Source organism: Pelagibacterium montanilacus (genome assembly GCF_003992665.1).
Taxonomy (GTDB): domain Bacteria; phylum Pseudomonadota; class Alphaproteobacteria; order Rhizobiales; family Devosiaceae; genus Pelagibacterium; species Pelagibacterium montanilacus.
In genome coordinates this window covers 59,752-86,151 of record NZ_RZMX01000012.1, presented here as the reverse complement: position 1 = coordinate 86,151, position 26,400 = coordinate 59,752, and the positions used below count along the sequence as shown (strand labels likewise).

Here is a 26,400-nt window from a genome sequence, read left to right as displayed (position 1 = left end):
GGGGGCGTTTAGGCTGTCCGGCTCGCATGATGCTCCTGCAAAGCTGCTTGCGCACCAGTCTCTGCAGCGGCGTGCCCACCAAAATGATCTAAGTGCTCCCGCGGCGATAGAAGATAACTCATCCCTCACGGCAGAGGAGAGTCGAACTCCGGGCTGGTCAGATTTATAGAGCCGTTCTTAAGCAAGGCTGCATCAAGTCGCGTAGAAATCCAGTCATAAGCTCGCGGGGTCAACTCCATCGCAGGCTTACGCATAATCGAACGTCTTGGATCTGTGTTCCCTGAGCCAGAAAGTTGGTTCCTTAGGGTGGGCGCAAAAGCCTCTGCCCCGAGTTCTTCCATCATCTTTACCATAGACACTCCCTCGGACAATGGTCCGTTGATAAACACGGGGGCATGTACACGAATGTAGTGTGACCACGCAGATTTCCAACTTCGAACTGAGATATCGGCTGAGGTGGCATCATCGACTGTCCCGCGATAGCCTGTTCCGATTGCTCGGCCATAAATGCGCAAGTCGTTCGGATCTTGAACCATTCGTGCCATGAACATCACAGCGCCGTCGCGAACTTGCATCGGACGTCGACCTGTAGGGTATGAACAAGCCCAATGCGATCCGGAGGCAATAACTTCATTCTTGATCGGCTGAGATAATGGCGCACGGTATTGACTTCGTCCAAAAAATTTAACGAACGACTGAAGTGGTGTGCCGTATATATCTCCCGATACAAATGGAGAACTGCCAGAAACGGATTCTCCGTGGTCAGCTAGTGAATTCGAAACTGAACAAAAATTTCGTCGTGAATTATCTATATCCGATGTCCACTCAGCAATAAACTTATCATTAAGATTAAAAGTAGTCTGAGACCACAGTGATCTGAAGTAACATTCGCAATGATCGACAATATAAGGATCACTGGAAGCGAAGCCAAATTCCCTATTCTTGAACAATGCCGCTTCAGTCAGATTGGCGCTGGTGACGATAGCCATTGATCCGCTAAAGAGGTACATCTTGGAGTGAAGGCCCTTGATGCCTCGAATGGTTGCGCCAGCGGCAAGGAGCCTGCTCAAAGCTGATAAATCGGATACGCCGTCTTTGAATGCATTCAAGTCAAAGCGAGTGAGAACTTCGATCACCTCGGGGCGTCCGTGCTTTAGGAGGCTCTCAGCGACAGATCGCTTTATGAACGGACAAACAATCCGCAGCGCTGCTGTTTTGAGACGCAATGCTTTGTCGAATTCTTCGGACCATCCACTGTCAATCAACCGAAAATGATTCATATCTATGCCGTTGTTGATGGTTTGTGATTTCCGACGATTCCCGTCGGCATTCTTTTGTCTACAGCAATCCGCTCAATAACCGGTGAATGCCAAGAGTGTGCATTTTCAGAAGCCGGTAAACATGTTGTGCAAACGAGATAATTTTTATAATATTTTCACAATTCGCTATCCGAATGCTAATATAATTGAGCAAGCGAAGGCGCTTCCAGCAAAAACCACAATTGAGCCATAAATTAGCGCGTTCGCCCAGTTGGTGACCGGATCCAGGTGACGCCGAAGGTAGCGGCTTACCGAGTAAACTCGCCTATGCCTAGGTGACCCGAGGATACTGCTACGCACTTGCCCAATTGTTTTGCTAATACGATCCCAGAGAATCGCATGACCACTAGCCATCATAATCATGCTAACGACGGATGTTATCGTAGTGATCTTTGCAGTTAGTATGGCGCTGTCACGAGGTGTATCTATTTGTCCGGTTAGTACAGATAGTGATGCTATAATTGCAGCGCCGTTTAGAAGTAATGTTGAGCGCAGCGCTTCGAGGCTAATGTTAGAGAAATGGCTCGTTGTAGTATCGGTCCATTTTTCCCAGAAATTCTTGACTCCGGCTAGATGATGTCCATTATTTCTAATACCATCGATATGGTAGTCATGTAAGTTTTTTGCATTTATCCAATCGGAATGCCAATCAAATTTCGCGTCAATGTTCCGCTCAACAAATATTACGCGGCGCCTATGATCGATCAACGCCTCGAGAGATTCCAATTTGCTATCCGCCGCATATCCGCGTTTCCACCAACTAAGAATGAAATCCCACTCCTTCTGAGTGTGCTTAAATAGGCTCTCATTCTCCGGCGGCAGCGGCGCGCCCTCCGCACTATCGGAGTTCTTCATGTTTTCTGTCTCCATATAGAAATGCCTATGCTGTAAGCGTTATTGCATATCTTTGTTGGCGTAAAAGTCCGGAAGCGGCGCGAAGCTGATGATAATTGCTTACTTGGCCGTCCTCGCCAGTATGCCGTCATTCTGGGCATCTATCCAACCTGCTCGTCATTTCTGCCGCAGCCATCATGCGAGCCAACTGGCACCACCCGAATTCCACCCCAATCACCCACCCCCTTGCCCGCCATTGCCCCCGGGATTATAAGGGCCGCCCTTTGTCTCGGAGCAGCCAGGATGATGCATCCTACTCGGCTGGTGCCTTTAGCTTTTCTCATTGCCATCGCTATCGGAACGCTTGTGCTGATGCTGCCGGTCTCGCGGGCGGGGGATGGGTTCAGTCCGTTTCTGACGGCGCTGTTTACCGCCACATCGGCGGTGTGCGTGACCGGGCTGGCGGTGGTGGACACCTCGACCTACTGGTCCCCGTTCGGGCAGGCGGTCATTCTCGCGCTGTTCCAGATCGGTGGGTTCGGGATCATGGCTGCGGCGACGCTGCTGGGGCTTCTCGTGGGGCGGGGGATCCGGCTCAAGGACCGGCTGCGCACCCAGGTCGAGCGCGGGGCGATCGACATGAGCAATGCCCGGGACGTGCTCTGGCTGATCGTTCTGGTGACGGTGGTCGCCGAGGTGACGCTTTCTGTCGCGCTGACGGTGCGGCTGCATTTCGCCTATGGTTATGACTGGCCGGAGGCGGCCTGGCACGGGGTGTTCCACGCGGTCTCGGCGTTCAACAATGCGGGGTTCTCGACCTATTCGGACAGCCTGATGGGGTTTGCGCGGGACTGGCTGATCCTGTTGCCGATCGGGCTGGCGATCATCATCAGCTCGCTGGGGTTTCCCGTGCTGCACGAGCTGCGCAACCATTTGCGGTCCGGCCGGCAGCCCTGGACACTGCACACCAAGATCACGCTGGGGGGGACGGTGATCCTCCTGGTGGTGGGGTGCGGGACGATCCTTTACGTCGAGTGGCACAACCCGGCCACGCTGGGGGCGATGGATCTTGGCGACAAGCTGCTCAATGGCGCGTTCCAGTCGATCACGACGCGCACGGCGGGGTTCAACGCGCTCGATACCGGGGCCCTCAAGGACGAGTCGCTGGCGATCACCTACCTTTTGATGTTCATCGGTGGCGGGAGCGCGGGCACGGCCGGCGGGATCAAGATCACCACGTTCTTTCTGCTCGCCATCGTCGTATGGTCGGAGGTGCGCGGGGAAAAGGAGGCGGCCGTATTCGGCCGGCGGATCAGCTCGGGGACCGAGCGGCAGGCGCTCACGGTGGTGATGCTGTCGCTGGCGGCGGTCTCGACGGGGACCATGATCATCCTCTCGGTGACCGAGCTGCCCCTGACCGCGGTGCTGTTCGAGACGATCTCGGCCTTCGCGACGGTGGGGCTCTCGACCGGGATCACCGGCCAGTTGCCGCCCACGGGCGAGCTGGTGCTCATCGTTCTGATGGTGATCGGCCGGGTTGGGACCATCACAATCGCAACGGCCCTGGCGCTGGGAAGCGGCAGGAGCGAACTGCATTATCCAGAGGAGCGCCCGATCATTGGCTAATTTCCTTAATCGCCCCAAATCCGAAACCGTGCTCATCATCGGGTTGGGCAGGTTCGGCAGCGCGGTGGCGACCTCGCTGATCCGGATGGGTCACGAGGTGATGGGGGTCGACGAGAACGCCGCCGTCGTTCAGGAGGCCTCGAGCCGGCTGACCCATGTGGTGCAGGCCGACTGCTCGAACCCCGAAACCCTGCGCCAGATCGGGATCGGGGATTTCAAGACGGCAGTGATCGCCATCGGGGCCGACCTCGAGGCCAGCATCCTGACCGCGCTGGCGGTAATCGAGGCGGAGGTGCCCACCATCTGGGCCAAGGCCAACAATGAGCGCCACGGCAAGATCCTCAAGAGCATCGGGGTGCGCAACGTCATCTATCCCGAAGCGCGGATGGGCCAGATGGTGGCCCATATCCTGACCGGCAAGATGATGGATTTCGTCGAGCTCGACAGCGACTTCGCCATGGTCAAGACCAGGGTGCCAAAGGAGCTGATGGGCCAGACGCTCGAAGAGGGCAAGGTGCGCCAGAAATACGGGGTGACGGTGGTCGGCATCAAGCGGGCGGGCGAAGTGTTCACCTACGCGCAGGCCGACACCGTGCTCGAACAGGGCGATCTGCTGATCGTGCTGGGGGAAACCGAACAGGTCGAGCGGTTCGCCTCGCGGACATGAGGGGGGCAGGCCCTGCTGTTCGGGAAGGGCCTTGCCGGTTGGCGGGGTTGGGTGTCCGGTGACGGGGCCGAGTTTTTTCGATGCACGGGAGCGGTGAGCGATGGTGGGGTACAGATCGGCGCATGAGGAGGTCCATTTCGTCAACCGCTCGGGCTGGTTGCGGGCGGCGGTGCTGGGGGCCAATGACGGGATCGTGTCGGTCTCCTCGCTGATCGTGGGGGTGGCGGCGGCCACTCCGGCGCATTCGGCGATTCTGGTCGCCGGCGCGGCGGGGCTGGCGGCGGGGGCGATGTCGATGGCGGCGGGCGAATATGTGTCGGTGAGCTCGCAATCGGACATCGAGCGGGCCGACATCGCGCGGGAGCGCGAGGCACTGGTATCCATGCCCGCAGAGGAGGAGGCCGAGCTGGCCTCGATCTACGAGGCGCGGGGGCTTTCTCCGGCCACGGCAGCGCTCGTGGCGCGCGAGCTGATGGAAAAGGACGGGCTGGCGGCCCATGTGCGCGACGAGCTGGGGCTTTCCGACATCCATGCGGCCAATCCGCTGCAGGCGGCCTTCGCCTCGGGGGTGACGTTCACGGTCGCGGCCGCGGTGCCGCTGGTGGCCGCGATGCTGGCGCCCGAAGGGCTCGTCATCCCCGTGGTGGTGGTGACCACGCTCATCGCGCTGGCCGGGCTCGGGGCGCTGGGCGCGCAGGCCGGCGGCGCGGCAAGGCTGCGGCCCACGGTCCGGGTGCTGTTCTGGGGCGCGATCGCCATGGCGATCACCGCCGGGGTGGGAACGCTTTTCGGTGTGGCGGCCTGATTGGGACAGGCTGTCGGGACGGGGCGCGATGAAGCGTCCTTGGGGGGCATCGCAGGCAAGGGAGAAAAGCCATGAGCGACATCGTCGTGACCACGTTCGACTGGGTGCCCGAGGGGCCGCGCGGCTATGTGCGCGACCTGCGGGTGCGCTGGGCGCTCGAGGAGGCGGGGCTGGCCTACCGGGTGGCGAGCGTGCCCATCGCGGACCGGGGGGCCGAGCATTTCCGTCATCAGCCCTTCGGGCAGGTGCCCTGGCTGACCGATGACGGGCTTTCGATCTTCGAGACCGGGGCGATCCTTCTGCATCTGGGCGAAAAGAGCGCGGCGCTCATGCCGCAGGATGGAGGAGGCCGGGCAGACGTGATCTCATGGCTTTTCGGGGCGCTCAATTCGGTCGAGATGCCGGTGGTGCCCTGGACGCTCTACAAGTTTTCGGGCGATGAGCACGAGACGCCGGGCCGCACCGCGCTGGACGGGTTTCTGGCCAAGCGGCTGACGCATATGGAAGCGGTGCTGGAGCGCCGGGAATGGCTGGCCGGGGCCTTCTCGGTGGCCGATATCGCCATGGTGGATGTGTTGCGGCTGGTCGACAGGTTCGGCGAGCTGTCAGGGTATCCGGCCTGCGAGGCCTATGTGGCGCGCGGGATCGGCAGGCCGGCGTTCATCAAGGCCCATGGCGACCAGATAGCCCATTTCGCCGCTGCGGACGCAAAACGAGGGTAGGGCGACGCGCCCGGATCAGCAGGAGGGCGGCTCCATGGCCGCCCGACAGATGTGCCCGTCCTCGGGAGCGTCCCCAAGGGCGACGCCCGCGCGGTCGGCGAGGCCGGCGGCCTTGACCAGGGCGAGCTGGAACTGGTCGGCCTCCTGGGCGCCGAGCCGGGCGAGCACCTTGCGCTCGACCTCGTGTACGGCCTTTTGCGAACGGGCGAGGGTCTGGGCGCCCGCGTCGGTCAGGCTTATGTGGCGGGTGCGCCGGTCGTTGGGATCGGGGGTGCGCCGGACGAGGGACTGGTTTTCCAGCCCGTCGAGCAGATAGGTCAGCGCCGTCTTGTCCAGCCCGAGCCGGTCGGCGATGGCCACCTGGCTGTTGCAGGTCTCGCGGCCGACGAGTGACATCACGAGAAAGGCGCGGGCGCCGCCGGGGAGGCCTTCGAGGGCCACCTCGACTTCTTTCTGGTAGGTGCGCAGCAAGGTCGCCAGCGCCCAGCCGAGATCGACCTGGTGGTGAGGGTCCGCGATGGGCTGTGAGCGCTTGTTCATTGGATCATTTTAGCCGCGCGAGGCGGGCAAGTCGAGAACCTGCCCGCCGGCTCGTTTGCGATGTGGTGCGCGTTTGCGCCGGGGTGCCTTACGCAGCTTTCGCGGCGAGGGTGCGGGCCAGGCGCTTGCCGCCATCGGCGGCGCTGGCGTGGGCGTTGGACAGGTTCTCTGCAGCCATGCCGCGCAGCTCTTCCATCGCGGGGGTGCTGTCGGCCAGCGTGAGCTCGCATTCGATCACCTGCACGTCGAGCATCCAGATGTCCTCGAGCACGCGCCGGTACCAGGCGGTGCCGTGATCCCAGCCATGGCGCGGAGTGCCCGGGCCGTAGCCGCCGCCGCGGGCGACGATGAGGTGGGCGGGCCTGCCCTTGATGAGAACATCGGCCCCCGGCGCGAAGCGCGGCTCGGTCAGAACGACATCCACCCATGCCTTGAAGTGCTGTGAGACGCCGAAATTGTAGAACGGCAGCGCGAAGATATAGGCGTCGGCCTCAACCAGCTCGTCGGCCAGGCGGGTGGCCAATGCGATGGAGTCCTGCTGCTCGGGGGTCCGTGTGTCCTCGGGCGCGTACGGGCCGAAGACGGCGTTTGCCCATGCCGTGGCGGGCAGGGGCGAGAGGCCGATGTCGCGGCGGGTGACGGACACCTCGCCATGGTCAGCCGATACCAGCGCGGCCTCCAGGCTGTCGGCGATGGAGCGGGTCACCGAGCCGTCCTGGCGGATGCTGGCGTCGAGGCGGAAGATCGAAGGCATGGGACAAAACTCTCAAATGATCTGTGATAAAGATCATCTAGAATCTATATGATATGTAGTCAAGATCGTATTGAAAATAGACGGATGGGATGGGTCAAGGTGGTGAAGGAGTCGCTGAAAAGCCAATCGGCCCGATGCGGGTGCATCGAGCCGATTGGAATTGGAGGTCGTTTATGTGGGGCGTCTGCGCCCGGCTATCGGATCAAACCGGCACGGTGCCGTAGGCTGCGATCATGATACCCATGGCGAGAACGAACATGAGGGAGAGGGTGGCTTGCATGCGCATGGTAGTCGTAGGCTCCAGGTCGGCAATTGATATTTGCCTGTTGATAGACATAGCATCGAGAAGTTAACCGATGATCTCGACGGCGTAGTCCTCGACGACGGTGTTGGCGAGGAGCTTCTCGCACATCGCGTCGATCTCCTCCCTTGCTGAACTCTCGTCGTCTGTGGATAGTTCCACATCAAAAACCTTGCCCTGACGAACGGCGCTGACGCCTTCGAAACCGAGGCTGGTGAGCGAGCCTTCGATGGCCTGACCCTGGGGGTCGAGAACCCCGGATTTGAGGGTGACGATGACGCGGGCCTTCATGAACTCTTCTCCCTGGCGGTGCTGCACTGTCGCGTTCTCTGGAGGAAGGCGACCGGCCTCCCTCCGACGCGTTATTGCACGAGACGCGGGCCGGTGGTCAGGGCGTTCTCTGCCTCGACCAGAATGCCAAGCCGCTGGGCAACCTCGCGATAGGCATCGACGAGCCCGCCCAGATCCTCGCGGAAGCGGTCCTTGTCGAGCTTATTGCGGGTCTTGACGTCCCACAGCCGGCAATTGTCCGGCGATATCTCATCGGCGAGCACGATCCGCATGAGATCGCCCTCATAGAGCCGTCCGCATTCTATCTTGAAATCGACCAGTTGGATACCGACGCCCATGAACAGCCCGGTCAGGAAATCGTTGACGCGCACGGCGAGCGCCATGATGTCGTCGAGCTCCTGGGGGTTGGCCCAACCGAAGGCGGTGATGTGCTCTTCGGAGACCATGGGATCGCCCAGCGCATCGTCCTTGTAGTAGAACTCTATGATCGAGCGGGGGAGCTGGGTGCCCGGCTCGAGCCCGAGGCGCTTGCAGAGCGAACCGGCGGCGACGTTGCGGATCACCACCTCGATGGGGATGATCTCGACTTCGCGAATCAGCTGCTCGCGCATGTTCACCCGGCGCAGGAAGTGGGTGGGAATGCCCAGCCCGTTGAGCTTGGTGAAGATGAACTCGGAAATCCGGTTGTTGAGGACGCCCTTGCCATCGATGATCTCGTGCTTGGCGCCATTGCCGGCGGTGGCGTCGTCCTTGAAGTGCTGGATGAGTGTCCCGGGCTCGGGGCCCTCGTAGAGGACCTTGGCCTTGCCTTCATAAATCTTGCGACGACGGTTCATGTAACCTGTCCGTTGGTCATGGGTGGTTCTGAACGGGAGAAGTGGGCGCACTCATGCGCCGGTTTGGCCCTCCAATGCAAGCTTTTTCGACCCCCTGCCCGGGCATGTGGGGGGCTCCACTAGCGCAGGGCGTTGATTTGACGGGGCGAACCGCCTATCTCAATGACGAGACGCCCCAAGCCGGACCGGCGCGGGCACAACACCAGAGCCGAGGGACCGGAAATGTCGTCGTTCGATGATCGGAAAAGGGCGGAAGAATCCAAGTTTGCCCATGATGCGGAATTGCGGTTCAAGGCCGAAGCGCGGCGGAACAAGCACCTCGCCTACTGGGCCTGCGACCAGCTCGGTATCGAGGGCGCCGACGAGCGCGCCAACTACGTTGCCGAAGTGATCGCTGCGGACATGACCGAAGCTGGTCCCGCCGACGTGGTCCGCAAGCTCAAGGCCGATTTCGAGGCCCGCAACGTGGCGTTCGACGAGGCGGAAATCGCCCGCAGGGTCGATCAGTTCGACGCGCAGGCCAAGCAGGAAGTCCTTGCGGGGAGCTGAGGCTTTCAGTCAGCCACAATCTTGACGGGGGCGCCGGTGGCGCCCCTTTTTCATGTCCGGGTGCAGATCGGACGCGTCAGATCCGGCCCATCAGCCGAGTGAACATCAACAGGCCTTCGGGCCACGGACCGTGGCCCGAATCGAGGTTGATGTGACCCGCATCGCCGGCGATGTGGAAGTCCGAGCCCCAGCAGTTCGCGAACTCGGCAGCCCGCTCGACCGTGCAAAAAGGATCGTTGGACGAGGCGACGAGCATGGAGGGGAATTTCAACGGGTCGCGCGGCAGGTCCCGGAACGGTTCGGTGGCCGGGGGCACGTCGGGGTGCTCGTCGACATCGGGCGCGGCGACGAGGAATGCCGCGCGCACCTTGGTATCGGCCAGGCGGTCATTTGCGGCCACGATGGCCGACACACCAAGGGAATGGCCGACCAGCACCACCGGGCGCGTGGCCATGATGATCTCGCGCTCGAGTGTGCCGACCCAATCCTCGAAAGTGGGCCGATCCCAGTTCTCCTGCTCGACGAAGCGTGCGGTGCGGATCTTGTCGACCCACCGCTGCTGCCAGTGACCTAGGCCTGAATGACCCAGCCCCGGAACGACCAGAATATCGGCGTCTGCGGTTTTCATGGGTTCGCTTTTCTGGCTGGAGGTGATGGGACGCTCCAGCCGTCCTGAGGGTAGAAGCGGAATGCGTCGGGAAGACGCTCAAACCCCGCATGTTCGTAGAAACTGACAGCTTTGGGTGCCGAGAGCAAAAGGTAGTTCCGCACCCTTGGAGCGGCGCGAACCGTCTCCTCAAGGAGCCTTTTGCCGATGCCTTGTCCCTGGTGGGCGGCGTCCACGGCGAGATCCGAGCAGTACAGGCAGAAGGCGTAGTCGGTAATCGAACGCGCCACGCCGATTGCCGTTCCTCCGGCGTCGCGCGCCACGACGATCACATCGGAATGGGCGAGCATTTCCGAGAGACGCGCGATGTCGTCGACCGGACGGCGCTCCCCGAGCGTGGAGGCGACGAGCACGCGCCTGTACACGTTCACGCAGAGATTCGGCTCTGGTGCATAAGTTACTGACATTGGATTCGGAATTCCCCGCCCGGACCTTCGTGCGATACGGCATGGCCCGCCATGAGGCAAGGGGAGAGGCCGCTGGACCGGTCGGGGCCGCCGTGCCGGGACTGTGGGGCGGGTGAGTGCAGGCAGGCTGATGGTCCCCGCTTTCGCGGGGACAGCGATGGTGGGGCAGGACCAGGACCGGCGGGTGGCCACGGGGGCGAGCGGCTATGAGGGGGCAGGGGCCGCGCCGGCTTGAGCGAAGGCGGATTCCGTGCCGGAACGGCCATTGACAAGAAAAGTTGTCAAGGGCAGTCTGGGGGCATGTTGGATGTCGATGTCATCGCTGATCCCAGGGCCGCGATGGTGGCGCTCGATCCCGTGCGCAGCAGATTGCTCGACGAACTGGCGGAGCCTGCTTCGGCGGCGGCGCTGGCCAAAAGCGTGGGGCTGACGCGCCAGAAGGTCAATTATCACCTCAAGGCGCTGCAGGCGGCGCGGCTGGTGGAGCCGGCCGGAGAGCGGCGCTGGGGCGGGCTGACCGAACGGCTGGTGGTGGCCTCGGCCCGATCGTTCGTGGTTTCGCCGGCGGCGCTCGGCGCTATTGCCGCTGATCCGGCGCGCAGCCCGGACCGGCTGGCGGCGAGTTATCTGATCGCGCTGGGCGCGCGGATCGTGCGGGAGGTCGGCGATCTGTGGACGCGGGCCCGCGCGGCGGACAAGGATTTGGGCACGCTGGCCATCGATACGGAAATCCGCTTCGCCTCGGCGGCGGACCGGGCGGCCTTCACCCGGGACTTGACGCAGGCGGTCAACGCACTGGCGAGCCGGTATCACGATGAGGCCGCGCCGGGCGGGCGAGCGCACCGGCTGGTGATCGTCGCCCATCCCACGCCCAGTTCACGAAAGGACGCATGATGGCTGTCAAAAAAGAGCCGAACGGGCGCCGGTCGGTGCAAACCGAAGTCGAGGTGCCGGGCACGCCCGAGACGGTGTGGGAGGCGATCGCGAGCGGGCCGGGCATTTCGGCCTGGTTTGTGCCTGCCGAGGTCGACGGGAGGGTCGGGGGTACGACCGTGTGCCATTTCGCGCCGGGCGGCAGCATGGATTCGGTGGCGAGGATCACCGAGTGGCAGCCGCCGTATCGCTTCGTCGCCGAGACCGAGGAAGGGCCGGGAATCGTTGCGACCGAGTGGTCCGTGGAGGCCAGGGCCGGGGGCGTGTGCACCGTGCGGGTGGTCCATAGCTGGGTGGCCGAGGGCGACGACTGGGACAACGAGTTCGAGGGTCATAGCTGGGGCTGGATGTCGTTCTTCAAGATCCTGCGCTTTTACCTCGAGTATTTCCCGGGCGAAGAGAGCATGCTGGTGCAACTGGCGGCGCGGTCGGAGGCGAGTGTTGCCGAGACCTTCTCGCGGCTGATGGGCCCCTTGGGGGTGAGTGCGGATACCGATGCGCAGCGCGTGCGCTCGGGGGAAGACGCACCGGCATTGGCTGGGGACCTGCTGGAAGTGCAGAGCGGGAAGGAAGGATTCAGTGTCCTTGTGCGTGTCGATGATCCGGCGCGGGCGATCGTTCACATGATCGGAATTCCGATGGGGCGCGCGATGCACGTCTCGGTGCGGTTCTATCTCTATGGCGCCGAGGCGATCGGCAAGGCGGGGCGGATCGAGGCGGAATGGCAGGGATGGCTCAACGAGCGGTTCGGGGCGGCTTAGAGCATATCCTGTTCTGATTGAATCAGAACAGGAGCTCTGGGTTTTTGATTTGTCGCGTTTCCGAACCGGAAAAGTGTTTCCACTTTTCCTGGAAACACTCCAGGCGCGGGGGCGAAGCGATGAGCGCAACAGTGGACACAGTGCTGGCCAAGCTCGAGGCGTTGGGGGCAGAGCCGGTGCGGGCGCGGTATCAGAGGAATGGCGCGGGCGAGAACGTGTTCGGCGTTCGGCTGGGCGACATCCGCAAGGTTCACAAGGCGGTCAAGGGCGATACGGCGCTGGCGCAAGCGCTTTGGCGGACGGGCAATCTCGAGGCGCGGCTGCTCGCAACACTGATGGTCAAGCCACAGGACCTGACGGTCGCGGAGCTCGAGCGGATGGAACGCGAGATCGCGTTCGTCCAAGTTGCCGACTGGTTCAATGCCTATGTGCTCAAGGCGCATCCCGAAAAGGAGGCGGTTCGCGAGCGTTGGATGGCTGACGAGAACCTCTGGGTGGCGCGAGCGGGGTGGAGCCTGACCGCCGAGCGGATCGACAATAACCCCGATGGTCTTGATATCGCCGGGCTGCTCGACCGGATCGAAGCAGAGATGGGAGCTGCGGCGCCCGAGGTGCAGTGGACGATGAACTTCTGCCTTGCCGGCATCGGGATCAATTTCCCCGTCCATCGCGAGCGGGCGATGGCGATCGGGGAGGCGATCGGCGCGTTCAGGGATTATCCGGTATCCAAGGGGTGCACCTCGCCCTTCGCGCCGCTGTGGATCGAGGAGATCGTGCGGCGGAAGGCCGAGGGCTGAGGGGCTCGTTGGGTGTTTGCAGCCCGCCGGGTCAGTCCCCGAAGACGCGGCGGAAGATCGTGTCGACGTGCTTGAGGTGGTATGCGTCGTCGAAGCTGGCGTCGATCTGGTCGTCCGAGAGAAGCGCGGAGACGTCGGGGTCGGCCTTGAGGAAGTCGGGGAATTTGCCCTCGCCGCGCCAGACCTTCATGGCGTTGCGCTGGACCGCCGAATAGCTTTCCTCCCGGCTCATGCCGGCCTGGGTCAACGCCAGCAAGAAGCGCTGGGAATTGTGCAGGCCGCCGAGCTTGTCCATGTTGGCCCTCATATTCTCGGGGTAAACCACGAGATTTTCGATCACGCCGGTCAGACGGGCGAGGGCGAAATCGAGGGTGACGGTGGCGTCGGGGCCGATCATGCGCTCGACCGAGGAGTGGGAGATGTCGCGCTCATGCCAAAGGGCGACGTTCTCGAGCGCGGGAGTGACCATGCCGCGCACGATGCGGGCAAGGCCCGTGAGGTTTTCGGTGAGGACCGGATTGCGCTTGTGCGGCATGGCCGACGAGCCCTTCTGGCCCTTGGAGAAGAACTCCTCTGCCTCAAGGACTTCGGTGCGCTGCAGGTGCCGGATTTCGGTGGCCAGGCGCTCGACCGATGAGGCGATGACCCCGAGCGTTGCGAAATACATGGCGTGGCGGTCACGCGGGATGACCTGGGTGGAGACCGGCTCGACTTCGAGCCCCATCTGTCCGGCGACGTATTCTTCGACCGAGGGGTCGATATTGGCGAAGGTGCCCACGGCACCCGAAATGGCGCAGGTGGCGATCTCCCGGCGCGCATTGACCAGCCGCTCGCGGCAGCGGGCGAATTCGGCATAGGCCTGGGCGAGCTTGACCCCGAAGGTGGTGGGTTCGGCGTGGATGCCGTGGCTGCGGCCGATGGTTATCGTGTTCCTGTGCTCGTGGGCGCGCGTCCTGAGCGCTGCGAGCAGGGCATCGATGTCGGCGAGCAGCAGGTCAGACGCGCGGGCGAGCTGGACCGAGAGGGTCGTGTCGAGCACATCCGAGGAGGTCATGCCCTGATGGACGAAGCGGGCCTCGGGGCCAACGATTTCCGAGAGGTGGGTGAGGAAGGCGATGACGTCGTGCTTGACCTCGCGTTCGATCTCGTCGATCCGGTCGACGTCGAACTGCGCATCCCGGCCCCTGGCCCAGACGGTCTCGGCCGCATCCATGGGGACGATCCCCAGATTGGCCTGCGCGGTGGCGGCGTGGGCCTCGATCTCGAACCAGATCTTGAACTTGGTCTCGGGCGACCAGATGTCGACCATCTCCTTGCGGGAATAGCGCGGGATCATGAGGTTAGCGGACCTTTTTCTGAGAGTGAATCATGACGAAGCGGCTCGATCGTGGCTTAGCGCAGACGCTCCGATGCCGCATCGCGCAGGGCGGTGATGCGGGGGGTGTAGGTGGCGGGGTCGTTGCCCTTGAAGATCGCCGAGCCGGCAACCAGCACATTGGCGCCCGCTTCGGCGAGGTCGCCGGCATTGGCCGGGGTGACCCCGCCGTCGACCTCGATGTCGATAGTGCGATCGCCCATCAGCGCGCGGGCCTCGCGCACCTTGCGCAGGGCTTCGGGGATGAACGCCTGTCCGCCGAAACCGGGATTGACGCTCATGATGAGGATCAGGTCCAGCCGGTCGAGAACGTGCTGGATGGCCGAGACGGGGGTGGCGGGGTTGAGCGAGACGCCGGCGCGCTTGCCCAGAGCGCGAATGGTCTGGAGAGAGCGGTCAAGATGGGGGCCAGCTTCGGCGTGCACGGTGATGATGTCGGCGCCGGCGGTGGCGAAGGCCTCGAGATAAGGGTCGGCGGGCGCGATCATGAGGTGGACGTCCAGCACCTTGTCGGTGACCGGGCGGATGGCCTCGACGATCAGCGGACCGATGGTGATGTTGGGCACGAAATGGCCGTCCATGACATCCACATGCACCCATTCGGCCCCCGCTGCGCCGATGGCGCGCACCTCATCGCCCAGCCGGGCGAAATCAGCCGAGAGGATCGACGGCGAGATGATGATGGGGCGTTGGCTCATGGCGGGTCTCCCTGAGGCGCTGTCCGATCGGGGGCAGGCGGTTCGGGGGCTTCTTAGAGCAAATCCGGCCGTGGATGAAACGCGGATTTGCTGCACAGGCTCATTTTCGCGCCGAACTTTGGTCTAAGCGGCGGTGAGGGCGCGGCGTTTTCGGCGATCCGCCGCGATCAGGGCCAGGGCGACTCCGCCGAGAATGCCGGCCGAGGCGAGGACCAGCCGCGTGGTCAGGGGCTCGCCCACGAGGATGATTCCCCCCAAAGCCGCGATGGCGGGAACCGTCAGCTGGACGGCGGAGGCCTGTGTGCGCGACAGCCCGGGCAGGGCCAGATACCAGATGGCATAGCCCAGGCCCGATGCGATGGCCCCCGACGCGCAGGCGAGCAGAATGCCTTCGAGCGTGGCGTTGCCGGCGAGGGCCAGTCCGCCGAGCAACACGAGGCTGAGGGGCACGCAGCGGATGAAATTGCCCGCCGTATCGGCGAGGGGCGAAGCCGAGCCGCGCCCGATGAGCGAATAGGCGGCCCAGCAGGCGCCGGCACCCGCCATCAGTGCCGCGCCGACCGGGTTGGGGGCTGCCGCGCCGGGGGAGAGCAGATAGGCTAGGGACGCAAGGGCGAGCGCTACGCCCGACCATTCCGCGATGCTCATCCGGTCGCCCTTCCAGAGTGCCCAGCCGAGCATGCTGATCTGGACACTGGCAAACAGGATGAGGGCACCCATGCCGGCTCCGACCATGAGATAGGCGAGGGAAAAGGCCAGGGCATAGCCCAGGAGCGATGCGGCGCCGGCCCAGCCGCCGCCGATGCGGCCGGAGGCGCGCGCCGGGGCACGCAGGCTGACCAGCACGAACAGTAGCGCTGCCCCGGAAATCAGCCGTATTCCGGTATAGCTTGCGGCATCGATCAGATCGGAGCCTAGCGCCATCCGGGCGAGCACCGAATTGGCGGCGAACGCGATCATCGCGACACCCGTCAAAAGCGCAAGGCGCATGAAATCCTCCCCGGCCGGTGGGGCATCTATAGGCGTTCGGACTGGAATCGGCCAGCCGGGCCCATCACACCCCTGCGATGCGTCACCGCTGACCATTGCCTAAATCTTGTGACGCGATAGAACGGCGGCATCCACCAAGGGGAGCCCCCATGTTCGGCTTCGAGCTGTACGCCGTCTTCGGCGCCGGAATACTGAGCTTTCTCAGCCCGTGCGTGCTCCCGCTCGTGCCGCCCTATCTGACCTATATGAGCGGGGCGACGTTCGAGCGGCTGCGGGACGAGGGGGTGCAGGGCGGGGCGCTCTACCGGCGCACCGCGATCACCGCGCTGTGTTTTGTGATCGGGTTCTCGGTGGTGTTCATCGCCTTTGGGGCGACCGCGACGGTCTTCGGTCAGGCGCTGCGCCGCGCACTGCCGCTGCTGATGCCGCTGGCTGGCATCGTGATCATCATCATGGGCCTGCATTTTCTGGGGCTGTTCCGGATCTCCGCGCTCTACCGGCAATTTCGGTTCGAGGGGCCCAAGCTCGCGAGCGGGCCGGCGGGCGGGTTCCTCCTCGGGCTGGCGTTCGCGATCGGCTGGACGCCGTGCATCGGGCCGGTTCTGGCCGCGATCCTGACGGTGGCGGCCAACCAGAACACAGCCTGGGAAGGGGCGGCGCTTCTGGGCGTCTATTCGGCCGGGCTGGGCGTGCCGTTCCTGCTGGCTGCGCTGGCGCTCGGGCCGTTCCTCACCTTCTTTGAGGGCTTCCGCAAGCATCTGGGCACGGTGGAGAAGGTGATGGGCGCCTTTCTCGTTGTAATCGGGGTGCTGTTCCTGACGGGCAATTTCACCCGCATCTCGTTCTGGTTCCTCGAGACGTTCCCGGCGCTGGCCGAGTTCGGGTAGAGCAGCAGCGCTCCAAGAGCATATCCTGTTCTGATTGAATCAGAACAGGAGCTCTAAGTCTTTGATTTGTCGCGTTTCCGAACCGGAAAAGTGTTTCCACTTGTCCTGGAAACGCTCTAAGTTCACAAGCTCAGATCAGCTTCATGCCGCGCAGGGAGGCATGTCCCGAGCGTCCGATGATGATGTGGTCATGCACCGAGATGCCCAGCGGCTTGGCGATGTCGAGGATCTGCCGGGTCATGGTGATATCGGCGGAAGACGGGGCCGGGTCGCCCGAGGGGTGATTGTGCACCAGAATCAGGGCTGTGGCCGAGAGCTCGAGGCTGCGCCTGATCACCTCGCGGGGATAGACGGGGGTGTGATCGACCGTCCCGGTCTGCTGGACCTCGTCGGCGATCAGCCGGTTCTTCTTGTCCAGGAACAGGATGCGGAACTGTTCCTTTGTCTCATAGGCCATCTGGGCCTTGCAGTAGTCGACGACCTCGCTCCATGAGGAGAGAATCGGACGGTCCTGGATGGCATCGCGCCCGATGCGCTGGGCGGCGGCGAGGATGACCTTGAGGTCGGCAATGGCGGTGGGCCCGAGCCCATCGATTTCCTCGAGCAGATGGGGCGGTGCGCCCAGCGCCTCGGAAAAGCTGCCGAAGCGTTCGAGCATGGCCTTGGCGATGGGCTTGGTGTCCCGGCGCGGCAGGATGCGGAAGAGCACCAGCTCGAGCAATTCGTAATCCTGAAGCGCTGCGGAGCCGCCGGTGACGAAGCGCTCCCTGAGGCGCTCCCGGTGCCCGTGATAGTGGGGACGGGCCGGCTGTGATTCCGATAGGCCCCCGCGACGCGTCATCCGGTGCGCGCTGCCAGAGGGTCAAAGAGGCCCCGGGGGGACGCGGTGAAGACTTCCACGCCATCCTCGGTGATGCCGATGGAATGCTCGCACTGGGCCGAGAGCGTCCGGTCGCGGGTAACGGCGGTCCAGCCATCATTGAGGATTTTCACCTGCGGGCGACCCAGATTGATCATGGGCTCGATGGTGAAGATCATGCCGGGCTTGATCTCGACGCCGGTGCCGGGGTTGCCGAAATGAAGGATGTTGGGCTCGTCGTGAAAGAGCCGCCCCAGGCCATGGCCCACGAAATCGCGCACGACGCTGGCGCGCTCGCATTCCGCATAGCGCTGGATGGCCGCGCCGATGTCTCCGGTGGTGTTGCCCGCGCGGGCCTCCTGGATGCCCAGGCGCAGGGATTCATAGGTGATCTCGATCAGGCGCTCTGCCTTTCGCGAGATCGCCCCGACAGGATACATGCGGCTGGAATCGCCGTGCCAGCCGTCCACGATCAGGGTGACGTCGATATTGACGATATCGCCTTCGCGCAGGGGACGATCGGACGGCATGCCGTGGCAGACCACGTGGTTGATCGAGGTGCATGTGGAATAGCGGTAGCCACGATAGTTCAATGTCGCGGGAATCGCGCCGTTGTCGCGCGCGAATTCGTAAACGAAGCGGTCGAGCGTGGCGGTCGGCACGCCGGGCTCGACCATGGGCACCAGCAGATCGAGCGCTTCGGCCGTGAGGGCCCCCGCCTTGCGCATGCCCGCAAAGCCCTCGGCGCCGTGGATGGGGATGATCCCGGCCATACGTTTCTTCTTGGCGGTGGCATCTACGTAAGTGGTCATTGCAGTCTCCGGACAGGGCCGCGAATCTAGCCTCGACCCGGCGCGAAGGGAAGGGGGGCGGCGAGCGTTATCGCTTCGCGGGTGATGGTCGTGCCGTGGCAGATGGCCTCGACACCGGCGGTGCGGGCCGCTTCGAAGGCCCCGGCATAGGCGGGGTCGATGTCGGCGGCGAGATCGAAATGGGTGCAGTCCGTGCGCTGGACAAGATAGAGCATCACCGCTCTGTGCCCTTCGCCCACCATCCGCGCCAGATCGGCCAGATGCCGCGCGCCGCGGGCGGTGACGGAATCGGGGAATTCGGCAAGGCCGTCCCTGCGCACAAGGTGGACGTTCTTGACCTCGAGATAGCAATCGGGAAGCCCCGGCCCGCTGAGGTGGAAATCGACCCGGCTCTTGTCGGCGTATTTCACCTCCGGTCGGATGGTTCGGTAGGCCGCGAGTTCGGGAATGGCGCGGGCTCGCAGGGCTTCGCCGACGATGCGGTTGGGGTGGGCGGTGTTGATGCCGACGAGCCCGGTGTGCAGTTCGACGAGTTCGAGCGAATGGGCGAGCTTGCGCCTGGGATCGTCCGAGCGCGAGAGCCAGACGGGCAGACCCGGGGCCGCAAGCCCGGTCATGGCGCCGGGATTGGCACAGTGGGCGATGATCTCTTCGCCAGTGTCCAGAATCACATCGGCGAGGAACCTCTTGTAGCGCCTCAGCAGGGTTCCGGGGACGAGTGGGGTGGGAAACAGCATGGCAAGACTTCAGTTCGGCTTGATTTTTCGGGGCCGGGCGGGCATCCATGACCTCCCATGTTCAGCCGGTCAATCCCATGTCAGAAGCCACAGTAACCGCAGGGCTCATCGTTATTGGCGATGAAATCCTGTCGGGCCGCACCCAGGACGTCAACATCAACGCCACGGCGGTGTTCTGCGCCGATCTGGGCATCGAGCTGGCCGAAGTCCGGATCGTGCCCGACGACATGGACATGATCATCGAGGCGATCAACACGCTGCGGGCGCGCTACAGCTATGTGTTCACGACCGGCGGGATCGGGCCGACCCATGACGACATCACCGCCGATGCGGTGGCCAAGGCCTTCGGGGTGGCCCTGCCGATCAACCCGGACGCGCGGGCGATGCTAGAGACGCGCTGGAAGGAATCCAATATCGAGGTGACCGAATCCCGGCTGCGCATGGCGCGGATTCCCGAGGGCGCGGATCTGATCGTCAATTCGGTTTCCGCGGCGCCGGGCTTCAGGATCGAGAACGTGCACGTGATGGCCGGAGTGCCGGTGATCATGCGTGCCATGCTCGAGGCGCTGGCGCCCACGCTCCGTGGCGGGCGCAAGGTCGAGAGCCGCACCGTGGCGGCGGGCGTGGGCGAGGGGACGGTCGGCGGGCCGCTCGGCAAAATCCAGGAGGCGTATCCGGACGTCAAGATCGGGTCGTACCCGCAGATGGGCCATGCCCACGTCATGACGTATCTTGTGATGCGCAGCCACGACATCGACCGGCTCGAGCAGGCGACCGCCGAGGTTCGCAAGCTGGTCGACACCCTTCACGCCGAACGCAACATCACGATCCCCGAGGACACCTCAGCATGAACCAGCCCAACAAGTCGTTCCCTGTTTCCTGGGATCAGTTCCATCGCGATTCCCGTGCGCTCGCCTGGCGGCTGACCAGCGAAGGCCCGTTCCGCGCCATCGTGGCGATCACGCGCGGGGGGCTGGTGCCCGCGGCGATCATCGCGCGCGAGCTCAATGTCCGGATGGTCGAGAGCGTTTCGGTCAAATCCTACGATCACAAGAACCAGGGCCAGATCACGGTTCTCAAAGCGATCAACTCCGACCTTCTGGCCGCCGATGCCTCGGGCGAGCGGCTGCTGATCATCGACGATCTGGTGGACACGGGTGCCACGGCGCGCGCGGTTCGCGACATGCTGCCCAACGCCCATTTCGCGACGGTCTATGCCAAGCCGCAGGGCCGGGAGATGGTTGACACCTTCATTACGGAAGTGAGCCAGGACACCTGGATCTACTTCCCCTGGGATCTGGACTTCTCGTACGCGCCCCCGATCACGGGCGGCACGGACTGAACGCACTTCACCGCGGGCGTGGTGGAACCGGTAGACACACAAGACTTAAAATCTTGAGGGGGTATCCCCGTGCGGGTTCGAGTCCCGCCGCCCGCACCAGAGCTTTTCCAGACATGAACACCGGGCCCGGAGCAGGAATGCTCCGGGATGCTGAGCCAGGTGCGGTGCCGATCAGAGCAAGCGTCGGCGGATGATGGTGGACAGGTGCTCGAAGCCGATGACGGCGACGAGGATCACGAGGATGATCGCGGCAGCCACATCGTACTGGAAGAGACGCATGGCGGTGGACAGTTCCACCCCGATGCCGCCAGCCCCCACGAGCCCGAGCGTCACCGCTGAGCGGATCGACTTCTCCACGCTGTAGAGCGAGGTCGCGGTCATCGAGGCGAAACTTTCGGGCAGGATCGCGCCCAGGATCACTGATACGCGCCCGGCACCCGTGGCGGTCAGCGCCTGGGAGGGGCCGGGGGGCACTTCCTCGAAGCGCTCGGAATAGAACCGCGCAGCATAGCCGATCGTGTCCATGATGATGGCGAGAATGCCCGCGAGGGGGCCGAGGCCCACTGCGACCACGAAGATCAGCGCCCAGATAAGGTCTGGGATGGTCCGGGAGATCGAGATGAAGAGGCGCGCAATGGTGCGCACGATCGGGTGGGGCGCGGTGTTGGTGGCGGCAAGGAACGCCAGGGGAATGGAAAACAGGCACCCGAACGCCACGCCGACGATCGCGATGTTGAGGGTTTCGAGCATCGACGCTGCCATACGCGGCCAGCGGGTGAAATCGGGCGGGATGGCCATGGAAATGAAGCGCACGAAATTGAAGGCGCCGCGCTGAAGGCGATCGAGTGAGACATCGGCGCCGACAAGGCCCTGGACGAAAAACGCCGCAAAGCCGATGACCAAGACGAAGGCGAGCGGGGAGGGGCGGCGGAAGCGCGCGGGGGCGCGGCCGCTGGACGCGGTCTGGTCGGTCATGCTGCCGTCCTTTCGAGGGTTTCATCGACCCGGACCTGGCCGTGATAGAGGGCGTCCAGATCGCTGCGGGCGACGTCGGCGGCGGGGCAGTCCAGCGCGATGCGCCCGGCCTTCATGCCGATGAGGCGGGTGCCGAATTCCCGGGCGAGATCGAGCTGGTGGAGGGTGCAGAGAAGGCTCAGCCTGTCCTCGTCCACGATGCGCCAGAGCAGTTCGAGAACCTCACGGCCGGCTTTGGGGTCGAGGCTGGCGATGGGTTCGTCGGCGATGACGATGCGCGGGGACTGCATGAGCATGCGGGCGATGGCCACGCGCTGCTGCTGGCCGCCCGACAGCTCGGAGGGCCGGTGCTCGGCCCGGTCCGAAAGCCCGACCCGGTGGAGGCACTCCAGCGCGCGTTCGCGGTCCTCGTGGGAGGCGAACATGTTGAGGCAATTGAGGATGCCGAGCGGGCGCTGACCCATGATGCCGAACAGGACGTTCTGATAGGCGGTGAGCTGGGGCACGAGATTGAACTGCTGGAAGACATAGCCCATGCCGGCGCGGGCTTTGCGCAGCTGGGCGCGCGAGGCGCTGGGGATGGAGATGCCGTTGGCGATGATCTCGCCCCTCTCGATGCGCTCGAGACCGTTCAGAGCGCGCATGAGGGTGGATTTCCCGCAGCCATTGGCGCCGAGCAGGACCGCGCCCTCCGCGCTACCGACCGAAAGCGTGATGCCGCGCAGCACATGGAGCTTGCCATAGCTGGCGTGCACGTCGCGGGCAATGAGCGGGGCGTCGGTCATCTGTCGTCCTTTCGGTATGCGAAAGCCTCCCCCGAAGACTGGCGCCGGGGGAGGCCAGAGGTCGGTCTGGCGGAGGACTAGTCGTCCAGCGCGATACCCGCGACTTCGTAGGCATCGCGGACCATGTCGTAGATGGCCGGGTCGGTCTCGAACGACATATAGGCGCCGCGCTCGATGAACTTGTCGGCGTTGCGGTCGGTTGCGGTCAGCGCTTCCCAGAGTTCGTCGTGGTGATCAGCCAGGGTGGTGCGCAGGGCGTCCCGGCACTCCTGGGCGAGGGTAGCGCGCATCACGACCGGGTCACCGGGGAGGGTCTCGGTCTGGGCCAGGAGGCGATACTCGGTCTCGGGATCCTGCTCGCGCACGGCGTCCCAATCCTTGTTGCCGCCGCCCATGGCGTCGACGTCATCGTTGATCAGAACCTGGATGCGGGCGTCGCCGGCCATGATGATCTCGACGTCGCTGTCCACGTCAAGTCCAGCCTCGGTCATCATCATCATCGGGAAGATGTGGCCCGAGGTCGAGCCGGCGTCCTTGAGGGCGACGCGCTTGCCGGCAAGGTCGGCCATGGATTCGATGCCGCTGTCGGCCTTGACCACGAAGCTCGAGCCGTATTCGGGACGCACGACCGAGAACAGGATGTCCATTTCGGCGAGCTGCTGGAAGAGGACGAATTCGGACGGGCCGGCGAAGACGAAGTCGACTTCGTCAAAGGCGAGCGCGGTGCCGGCAGCGGTGCGGTTGGAGAGCGAGAAGAGCTCCAGCTCCACCCCGGTCAGTTCCTCGAACTTTTCCGCGAAAGGGCCGAAGGCCTCATCGAGCGATGCCATGCCTTCGATGCCGGTGTCGGCCATCGAAAGGGTGGCGGGGCAGGTGTCGGCGACGCTCTGGGCGTTGGCGGTGCCGGTGAGCGCGGCAAGCGTCAGCGCGGCGAGGGAAATGGTCAGGCGGTTCACGGTCTGAACTCCTTGAAAGGACAGGTGACTGTTTGAGCACCGTCCTTCCACCATGTCCGTATGACAGTTCGATATAGGCTGTGTGACGGTTCGATCACATTTCACAAAAGCGAGAGCGCAACGCCTCCAATGGCGCCGGCAATAACGATCGCCCAGGGCGGTGCCCTGAAGCGGACGAGCAGTATGAAGCAGACGAGGGCGAGGGCGAATGACGGGCCGTCGATGATGGCGCTGGTGAACACCGGATCGTAGAGCGCGGCGCCGAGAATGCCGACGACCGCCGCATTGGCACCCCGCATGACGGCCTGGATGGCGGGCCGGGTCCGCAACTGGTCCCAGAAGGGCATGATACCGACCAGCAGGAGCAGCCCGGGCAGGAAGATAGCAACGAGCGATATGGCCGCGCCGGCGATGCCGTTGGGGCCGGGATCGAGAATCGCACCGAGATAGGCCGCGAAGGTGAAGAGCGGGCCGGGCACTGCCTGTGCCGCGCCATAGCCTGCGAGGAACTGGTCGGCTGCGACTCGGCCGCCTTGCACCACTTCGGCTTCGAGCAGGGGCAGGACGACGTGGCCGCCGCCAAAGACCAGCGCGCCGGCGCGGTAGAAGGCATCGAAGATGGCTATGGGCTGGGCCGTTCCCGCGAGGAGGGGCAAGGCAAGGAGCAGCAGCGCAAAGGCGGCCAGCAATCCGATCCCGGCGGAGCGGGAGACAGGAATGTGGAGGGGTTGGGCCTCCGATGGGCGCGCGGTGCCGGGATCGGGGCGGCAAAGGAGCAGGCCGGCGAGCCCGCCGAGCGCGATCGCCGAGACCTGACCGAGCGAGCCAGCCACGAAGACGGCAAGGATAACGGCGCCGAGCGCGATGCCGGCGCGCTCGCGGTCCGGACAAAGGGCCTGGGCCATGCCCCACACGGCCTGAGCCACGATGGCCACGGCGACGATCTTGAGCCCCGTGACGATGCCCGATCCGACGGGCCCTGCGAAGGCGGCGGCTCCATAGGCGAAGGCGACGAGCAGGATGGCCGAGGGCAGGGTGAAAGCGGTCCATGCGGCCAATGCGCCGAGCGGTCCGGCGCGCGAGAGGCCGATGGCGAACCCAACCTGGCTCGAAGCGGGACCGGGGAGAAACTGGCAGAGCGCGACGAGATCGGCATAGCTGCGATCATCGAGCCATTTGCGCCGCTCGACGAACTCGGTCCGGAAATAGCCCAGATGAGCGATGGGGCCGCCGAACGAGGTCAGCCCAAGCATCAGAAACGCGACAAAGACTTCGAGAGGCGTGCCCCTGGCTTCAGGAGTGCGGTTCCCCTCGACACCTTGCTGCATCGCCGTGCCTCCCCCTTATGGTCTCGACATACGCCTTTTGCAGGAAGCGGTTTGAGCGGGCAAGGGGACCGGGCCCATGTCACAGAACGTTCATGGAAAAACCGCCCCGCGCGATGAGCGCAGGGCGGCCGGGAGGATTGCAATGTGGCGGCGCGATCAGGGCGCAGGCGCCATGGGATCGGCAGGGGCCATCGGATCCGCAGGGGCTGGCTCGGCTGGGGCCATCGGATCCGCGGGAGCTGGTTCGGCCGGAGCTTCGAGCAGCACGTTGAATTCGGCCTGCGAAAGGCTGCCGGTGCCCGAGGCATCGAGCACGTCAAAGTCCTCCGGGGTCATGTTCGGGAGGAGAGCCTGAAGCTCCTCAAAGCTGACCTGGCCGTCATTGTTGGCGTCAACCGAGTTGAAATCGACCCCTTGCGCGAAAGCGCCGCCTGCCGCGCCGATGGTGAGCCCGAATGCGGTGGCGAGGGTAAGTGTGATGTTTTTCAACGGTCTACTCCTGGATTTCGTCGGTAGGCAAGGGCGCCAGCACGACTGCCTGCCGCCCTCCGAGCCCGCCTGATCGCGAGTTCGTGATGCCAACGTGAACGCCGGGTGTGACGAGGTTCGGGCAGGGTTTGGGCGATCTGGAGGCCATTGCCGGGCGGTTCAGTGTCGGGGAGCGTGGTCGCCGCACCTTTCGTTCATGCCACTGAATTCCCATCTCCCATGAAGGCGGGCGCACGGCGCCCAGCACAACCAGAACACGGAGATTGGACATGACGGACGGGTTCAAGGACAAGGTCGCCCTGGTTACAGGCGGGGCTTCGGGCATCGGCAAGGCGGTCAGCCTCAAGCTGGCCGGGGCCGGCGCCAGAGTGGTGGTCTCGGACCTGGACCTCGATGGTGCGAAGTCGGTGGTCGGGGAGATCGAGGCGGCGGGTGGCGAGGCCAGCGCTGTGCGCGCCGATGTGGCGGACCCGGCGGCGGTGGCCGAAATGGTCAGGCATGCCGTCTCGACATTCGGTGGTCTGGACCTCGCCGTCAACAACGCCGGGATCGCAGGCGACAACAAGCCGGTGGCCGAGACCAGCGACGAGGGCTGGAACAAGGTCATCGCGGTGAATCTCAACTCGGTATTCTACTGCATGAAGCACCAGATCCCGGCCATGCTCGAGCGGGGCGGCGGCGCGATCGTCAATGTCTCATCTATTCTGGGGACCAATGGCTTTGCGACGGCCTCGGGCTATGTGGCCGCCAAGCACGGCGTAGTGGGGCTCACCAAGACCGCCGCGATCGAATATTCGGCGAAGGGCATCCGCGTGAACGCCGTGGGACCGGGGTTCATCAAGACGCCGCTGATCGACGATAACCTCGACGCAGAGGCGCAAGAGCAGCTGACCGGGCTGCATCCGATCGGCCGGCTGGGCAAGCCCGAGGAAGTGGCGGCGCTCGTGGCCTTCCTGCTCTCGGACGAGGCTTCGTTCATCACCGATCGTACCATCTCGTCGATGGAGCCTACGCCGCGCAGTAACGCAGGCGTGAAGGAACCTGTCCTCGTGCATGACGTTATATGTTCATCCTACCAAGGTGAGACATCCCATGCACAAAGATGAAGTCAAAGGCGCCGGCAACAAAGCCAAGGGTGCCGTAAAGGAAGCCGTTGGCAAGGCTGTCGGAAACGAACAGCTTCAGGCCGAGGGCAAGATGGACAAGGCCAAGGGCCATGTTCAGGAGAAGTCCGGCAAGGCCAAGGACGCCGTGCGCGACAAGCTCGAAGACTGACTTCACTCACCATTCCCTCTTGGGGGCCGTTCCGGGACACGGAGCGGCCCCTTTGTTATGGTCCGGTGGTCATCGACCCCCTT

31 protein-coding genes, 1 tRNA gene and 1 pseudogene are annotated in these 26,400 nt (G+C 63.9%); 14 read left to right on the top strand and 19 right to left on the bottom strand.

The genetic code is table 11. The features are described 5' to 3' along the window. Window positions 1-125 precede the first annotated feature (125 nt). Together EO136_RS04375 and EO136_RS04370 are read right to left on the bottom strand one after the other, a co-directional pair. Window positions 126-1,136, bottom strand: a complete 1,011-nt coding sequence (locus EO136_RS04375) for a phospholipase D family protein (protein WP_484237550.1) — start codon at window positions 1,134-1,136, stop codon at window positions 126-128. Window positions 1,137-1,445: 309 nt separating this feature from the next. Further along, a complete protein-coding gene (locus EO136_RS04370; protein WP_127143247.1) occupies window positions 1,446-2,174 on the bottom strand; it encodes a hypothetical protein in 729 nt (242 codons plus the stop codon). A gap of 282 nt (window positions 2,175-2,456) precedes the next feature. On the opposite strand from EO136_RS04370, the gene EO136_RS04365 reads away from it, so the two are divergent. The 4 genes from EO136_RS04365 to EO136_RS04350 all read left to right on the top strand — a co-directional run bounded on the left by EO136_RS04365 (window position 2,457) and on the right by EO136_RS04350 (window position 5,973). After that, entirely contained in the window at window positions 2,457-3,779 is a 1,323-nt protein-coding gene (locus EO136_RS04365; protein WP_206513265.1) for a TrkH family potassium uptake protein, read from the top strand. Further along, window positions 3,772-4,446, top strand: coding sequence for a potassium channel family protein (locus EO136_RS04360; protein ID WP_127143246.1), 675 nt, complete (start codon window positions 3,772-3,774; stop codon window positions 4,444-4,446). Before EO136_RS04365 ends, EO136_RS04360 begins: the two co-directional genes overlap by 8 nt. A 100-nt stretch (window positions 4,447-4,546) precedes the next feature. Further along, window positions 4,547-5,251 carry a VIT1/CCC1 transporter family protein gene (locus tag EO136_RS04355; RefSeq protein WP_127143245.1) on the top strand — a complete coding sequence of 235 codons (705 nt, stop codon included), beginning with the start codon at window positions 4,547-4,549 and terminating at the stop codon, window positions 5,249-5,251. 71 nt (window positions 5,252-5,322) lie between these two features. Then, window positions 5,323-5,973 carry a glutathione S-transferase family protein gene (locus EO136_RS04350; RefSeq protein ID WP_127143244.1) on the top strand — a complete coding sequence of 217 codons (651 nt, stop codon included), beginning with the start codon at window positions 5,323-5,325 and terminating at the stop codon, window positions 5,971-5,973. A gap of 15 nt (window positions 5,974-5,988) precedes the next feature. Here EO136_RS04350 and EO136_RS04345 read toward each other — a convergent pair whose 3' ends face one another. From EO136_RS04345 to purC, 4 genes are all read right to left on the bottom strand, one after another. After that, window positions 5,989-6,513: a MarR family winged helix-turn-helix transcriptional regulator gene (locus EO136_RS04345; protein WP_127143243.1), complete on the bottom strand. Its 525-nt coding sequence runs from the start codon at window positions 6,511-6,513 to the stop codon at window positions 5,989-5,991. An 88-nt stretch (window positions 6,514-6,601) separates the two neighbouring features. Then, window positions 6,602-7,267, bottom strand: a complete 666-nt coding sequence (locus tag EO136_RS04340; RefSeq protein ID WP_127143242.1) for an FMN-dependent NADH-azoreductase — start codon at window positions 7,265-7,267, stop codon at window positions 6,602-6,604. Between the two features lie 349 nt (window positions 7,268-7,616). Next, window positions 7,617-7,859, bottom strand: a complete 243-nt coding sequence (gene purS, locus EO136_RS04335; protein ID WP_127143241.1) for a phosphoribosylformylglycinamidine synthase subunit PurS — start codon at window positions 7,857-7,859, stop codon at window positions 7,617-7,619. 71 nt (window positions 7,860-7,930) lie between these two features. Next, a complete protein-coding gene (gene purC, locus EO136_RS04330; RefSeq protein WP_127143240.1) occupies window positions 7,931-8,695 on the bottom strand; it encodes a phosphoribosylaminoimidazolesuccinocarboxamide synthase in 765 nt (254 codons plus the stop codon). Between the two features lie 222 nt (window positions 8,696-8,917). Between purC and EO136_RS04325 the strand changes: the two genes are divergently transcribed. Then, window positions 8,918-9,244 (top strand): DUF1476 domain-containing protein, encoded by a 327-nt coding sequence (locus EO136_RS04325; RefSeq protein WP_127143239.1) that lies wholly within the window; start codon window positions 8,918-8,920, stop codon window positions 9,242-9,244. A 76-nt stretch (window positions 9,245-9,320) separates the two neighbouring features. Here the strand turns inward: EO136_RS04325 and EO136_RS04320 are convergent, their stop codons facing one another. Together EO136_RS04320 and EO136_RS04315 are read right to left on the bottom strand one after the other, a co-directional pair. Then, window positions 9,321-9,872: an RBBP9/YdeN family alpha/beta hydrolase gene (locus tag EO136_RS04320; protein ID WP_127143238.1), complete on the bottom strand. Its 552-nt coding sequence runs from the start codon at window positions 9,870-9,872 to the stop codon at window positions 9,321-9,323. Then, a complete protein-coding gene (locus EO136_RS04315; RefSeq protein ID WP_246018258.1) occupies window positions 9,869-10,282 on the bottom strand; it encodes a GNAT family N-acetyltransferase in 414 nt (137 codons plus the stop codon). Before EO136_RS04315 ends, EO136_RS04320 begins: the two co-directional genes overlap by 4 nt. A 336-nt stretch (window positions 10,283-10,618) precedes the next feature. Between EO136_RS04315 and EO136_RS04310 the strand changes: the two genes are divergently transcribed. The 3 genes from EO136_RS04310 (at window position 10,619) to EO136_RS04300 (ending at window position 12,809) form a co-directional block, all read left to right on the top strand. Next, window positions 10,619-11,212 (top strand): helix-turn-helix domain-containing protein, encoded by a 594-nt coding sequence (locus tag EO136_RS04310; RefSeq protein ID WP_127143236.1) that lies wholly within the window; start codon window positions 10,619-10,621, stop codon window positions 11,210-11,212. Continuing rightward, the gene (locus EO136_RS04305) at window positions 11,212-12,012 is read left to right on the top strand and encodes an SRPBCC family protein (protein WP_127143235.1); all 801 of its coding nucleotides are present in this window, start codon (window positions 11,212-11,214) and stop codon (window positions 12,010-12,012) included. The genes EO136_RS04310 and EO136_RS04305 overlap by 1 nt, the downstream gene beginning before the upstream one ends. Window positions 12,013-12,131: 119 nt before the next feature. Beyond that, window positions 12,132-12,809, top strand: a complete 678-nt coding sequence (locus tag EO136_RS04300; RefSeq protein WP_127143234.1) for a DNA alkylation repair protein — start codon at window positions 12,132-12,134, stop codon at window positions 12,807-12,809. A gap of 31 nt (window positions 12,810-12,840) precedes the next feature. On the opposite strand, the gene purB is transcribed toward EO136_RS04300, so the two are convergent. The 3 genes from purB to EO136_RS04285 form a co-directional block, all read right to left on the bottom strand. After that, a complete protein-coding gene (gene purB / locus EO136_RS04295) occupies window positions 12,841-14,145 on the bottom strand; it encodes an adenylosuccinate lyase (RefSeq protein ID WP_127143233.1) in 1,305 nt (434 codons plus the stop codon). Between the two features lie 56 nt (window positions 14,146-14,201). Then, the gene (rpe, locus tag EO136_RS04290; RefSeq protein WP_127143232.1) at window positions 14,202-14,882 is read right to left on the bottom strand and encodes a ribulose-phosphate 3-epimerase; all 681 of its coding nucleotides are present in this window, start codon (window positions 14,880-14,882) and stop codon (window positions 14,202-14,204) included. Between the two features lie 123 nt (window positions 14,883-15,005). Continuing rightward, window positions 15,006-15,872, bottom strand: coding sequence for a DMT family transporter (locus EO136_RS04285; protein WP_127143231.1), 867 nt, complete (start codon window positions 15,870-15,872; stop codon window positions 15,006-15,008). A gap of 149 nt (window positions 15,873-16,021) precedes the next feature. Here EO136_RS04285 and EO136_RS04280 point away from each other — a divergent pair, with 149 nt between their 5' ends. Next, window positions 16,022-16,759: a cytochrome c biogenesis CcdA family protein gene (locus EO136_RS04280; protein ID WP_127143230.1), complete on the top strand. Its 738-nt coding sequence runs from the start codon at window positions 16,022-16,024 to the stop codon at window positions 16,757-16,759. A 130-nt stretch (window positions 16,760-16,889) separates the two neighbouring features. Here EO136_RS04280 and radC read toward each other — a convergent pair whose 3' ends face one another. Genes radC through sfsA form a run of 3 tightly spaced genes read right to left on the bottom strand, consistent with a single transcriptional unit; the run spans window position 16,890 to window position 19,167 of the window. Then, on the bottom strand, window positions 16,890-17,600 hold the full coding sequence (gene radC, locus EO136_RS04275; protein WP_127143229.1) for a RadC family protein: 711 nt from the start codon (window positions 17,598-17,600) through the stop codon (window positions 16,890-16,892). Then, entirely contained in the window at window positions 17,597-18,430 is an 834-nt protein-coding gene (map, locus tag EO136_RS04270; RefSeq protein WP_127143228.1) for a type I methionyl aminopeptidase, read from the bottom strand. The genes radC and map overlap by 4 nt, the downstream gene beginning before the upstream one ends. 26 nt (window positions 18,431-18,456) lie before the next feature. After that, entirely contained in the window at window positions 18,457-19,167 is a 711-nt protein-coding gene (gene sfsA, locus EO136_RS04265; protein ID WP_127143227.1) for a DNA/RNA nuclease SfsA, read from the bottom strand. A gap of 47 nt (window positions 19,168-19,214) precedes the next feature. On the opposite strand from sfsA, the gene EO136_RS04260 reads away from it, so the two are divergent. From EO136_RS04260 to EO136_RS04250, 3 genes are all read left to right on the top strand, one after another. Then, window positions 19,215-20,018: a competence/damage-inducible protein A gene (locus EO136_RS04260; RefSeq protein WP_425466584.1), complete on the top strand. Its 804-nt coding sequence runs from the start codon at window positions 19,215-19,217 to the stop codon at window positions 20,016-20,018. Further along, the gene (gene gpt / locus EO136_RS04255) at window positions 20,015-20,509 is read left to right on the top strand and encodes a xanthine phosphoribosyltransferase (RefSeq protein WP_127143226.1); all 495 of its coding nucleotides are present in this window, start codon (window positions 20,015-20,017) and stop codon (window positions 20,507-20,509) included. Before EO136_RS04260 ends, gpt begins: the two co-directional genes overlap by 4 nt. A gap of 12 nt (window positions 20,510-20,521) precedes the next feature. Beyond that, window positions 20,522-20,608 (top strand) — tRNA-Leu (locus EO136_RS04250). Between the two features lie 72 nt (window positions 20,609-20,680). Here EO136_RS04250 and phnE read toward each other — a convergent pair. The 5 genes from phnE to EO136_RS04225 all read right to left on the bottom strand — a co-directional run bounded on the left by phnE (window position 20,681) and on the right by EO136_RS04225 (window position 25,042). Beyond that, the gene (phnE, locus tag EO136_RS04245; protein ID WP_127143225.1) at window positions 20,681-21,484 is read right to left on the bottom strand and encodes a phosphonate ABC transporter, permease protein PhnE; all 804 of its coding nucleotides are present in this window, start codon (window positions 21,482-21,484) and stop codon (window positions 20,681-20,683) included. Beyond that, entirely contained in the window at window positions 21,481-22,269 is a 789-nt protein-coding gene (locus tag EO136_RS04240; protein WP_127143224.1) for a phosphonate ABC transporter ATP-binding protein, read from the bottom strand. The genes phnE and EO136_RS04240 overlap by 4 nt, the downstream gene beginning before the upstream one ends. Before the next feature lie 77 nt (window positions 22,270-22,346). Then, a complete protein-coding gene (locus EO136_RS04235) occupies window positions 22,347-23,225 on the bottom strand; it encodes a phosphate/phosphite/phosphonate ABC transporter substrate-binding protein (protein ID WP_206513264.1) in 879 nt (292 codons plus the stop codon). 101 nt (window positions 23,226-23,326) lie between these two features. After that, window positions 23,327-24,553, bottom strand: a complete 1,227-nt coding sequence (gene chrA / locus EO136_RS04230; protein ID WP_127143222.1) for a chromate efflux transporter — start codon at window positions 24,551-24,553, stop codon at window positions 23,327-23,329. A 156-nt stretch (window positions 24,554-24,709) separates the two neighbouring features. Next, window positions 24,710-25,042 carry an EF-hand domain-containing protein gene (locus tag EO136_RS04225; RefSeq protein ID WP_164730434.1) on the bottom strand — a complete coding sequence of 111 codons (333 nt, stop codon included), beginning with the start codon at window positions 25,040-25,042 and terminating at the stop codon, window positions 24,710-24,712. A 269-nt stretch (window positions 25,043-25,311) separates the two neighbouring features. Between EO136_RS04225 and EO136_RS04220 the strand changes: the two are divergent. Further along, window positions 25,312-26,066 (top strand): annotated as a pseudogene (locus tag EO136_RS04220) (SDR family NAD(P)-dependent oxidoreductase). A gap of 68 nt (window positions 26,067-26,134) precedes the next feature. Next, on the top strand, window positions 26,135-26,317 hold the full coding sequence (locus tag EO136_RS04215; protein ID WP_127143220.1) for a CsbD family protein: 183 nt from the start codon (window positions 26,135-26,137) through the stop codon (window positions 26,315-26,317). Window positions 26,318-26,400: the final 83 nt, after the last annotated feature.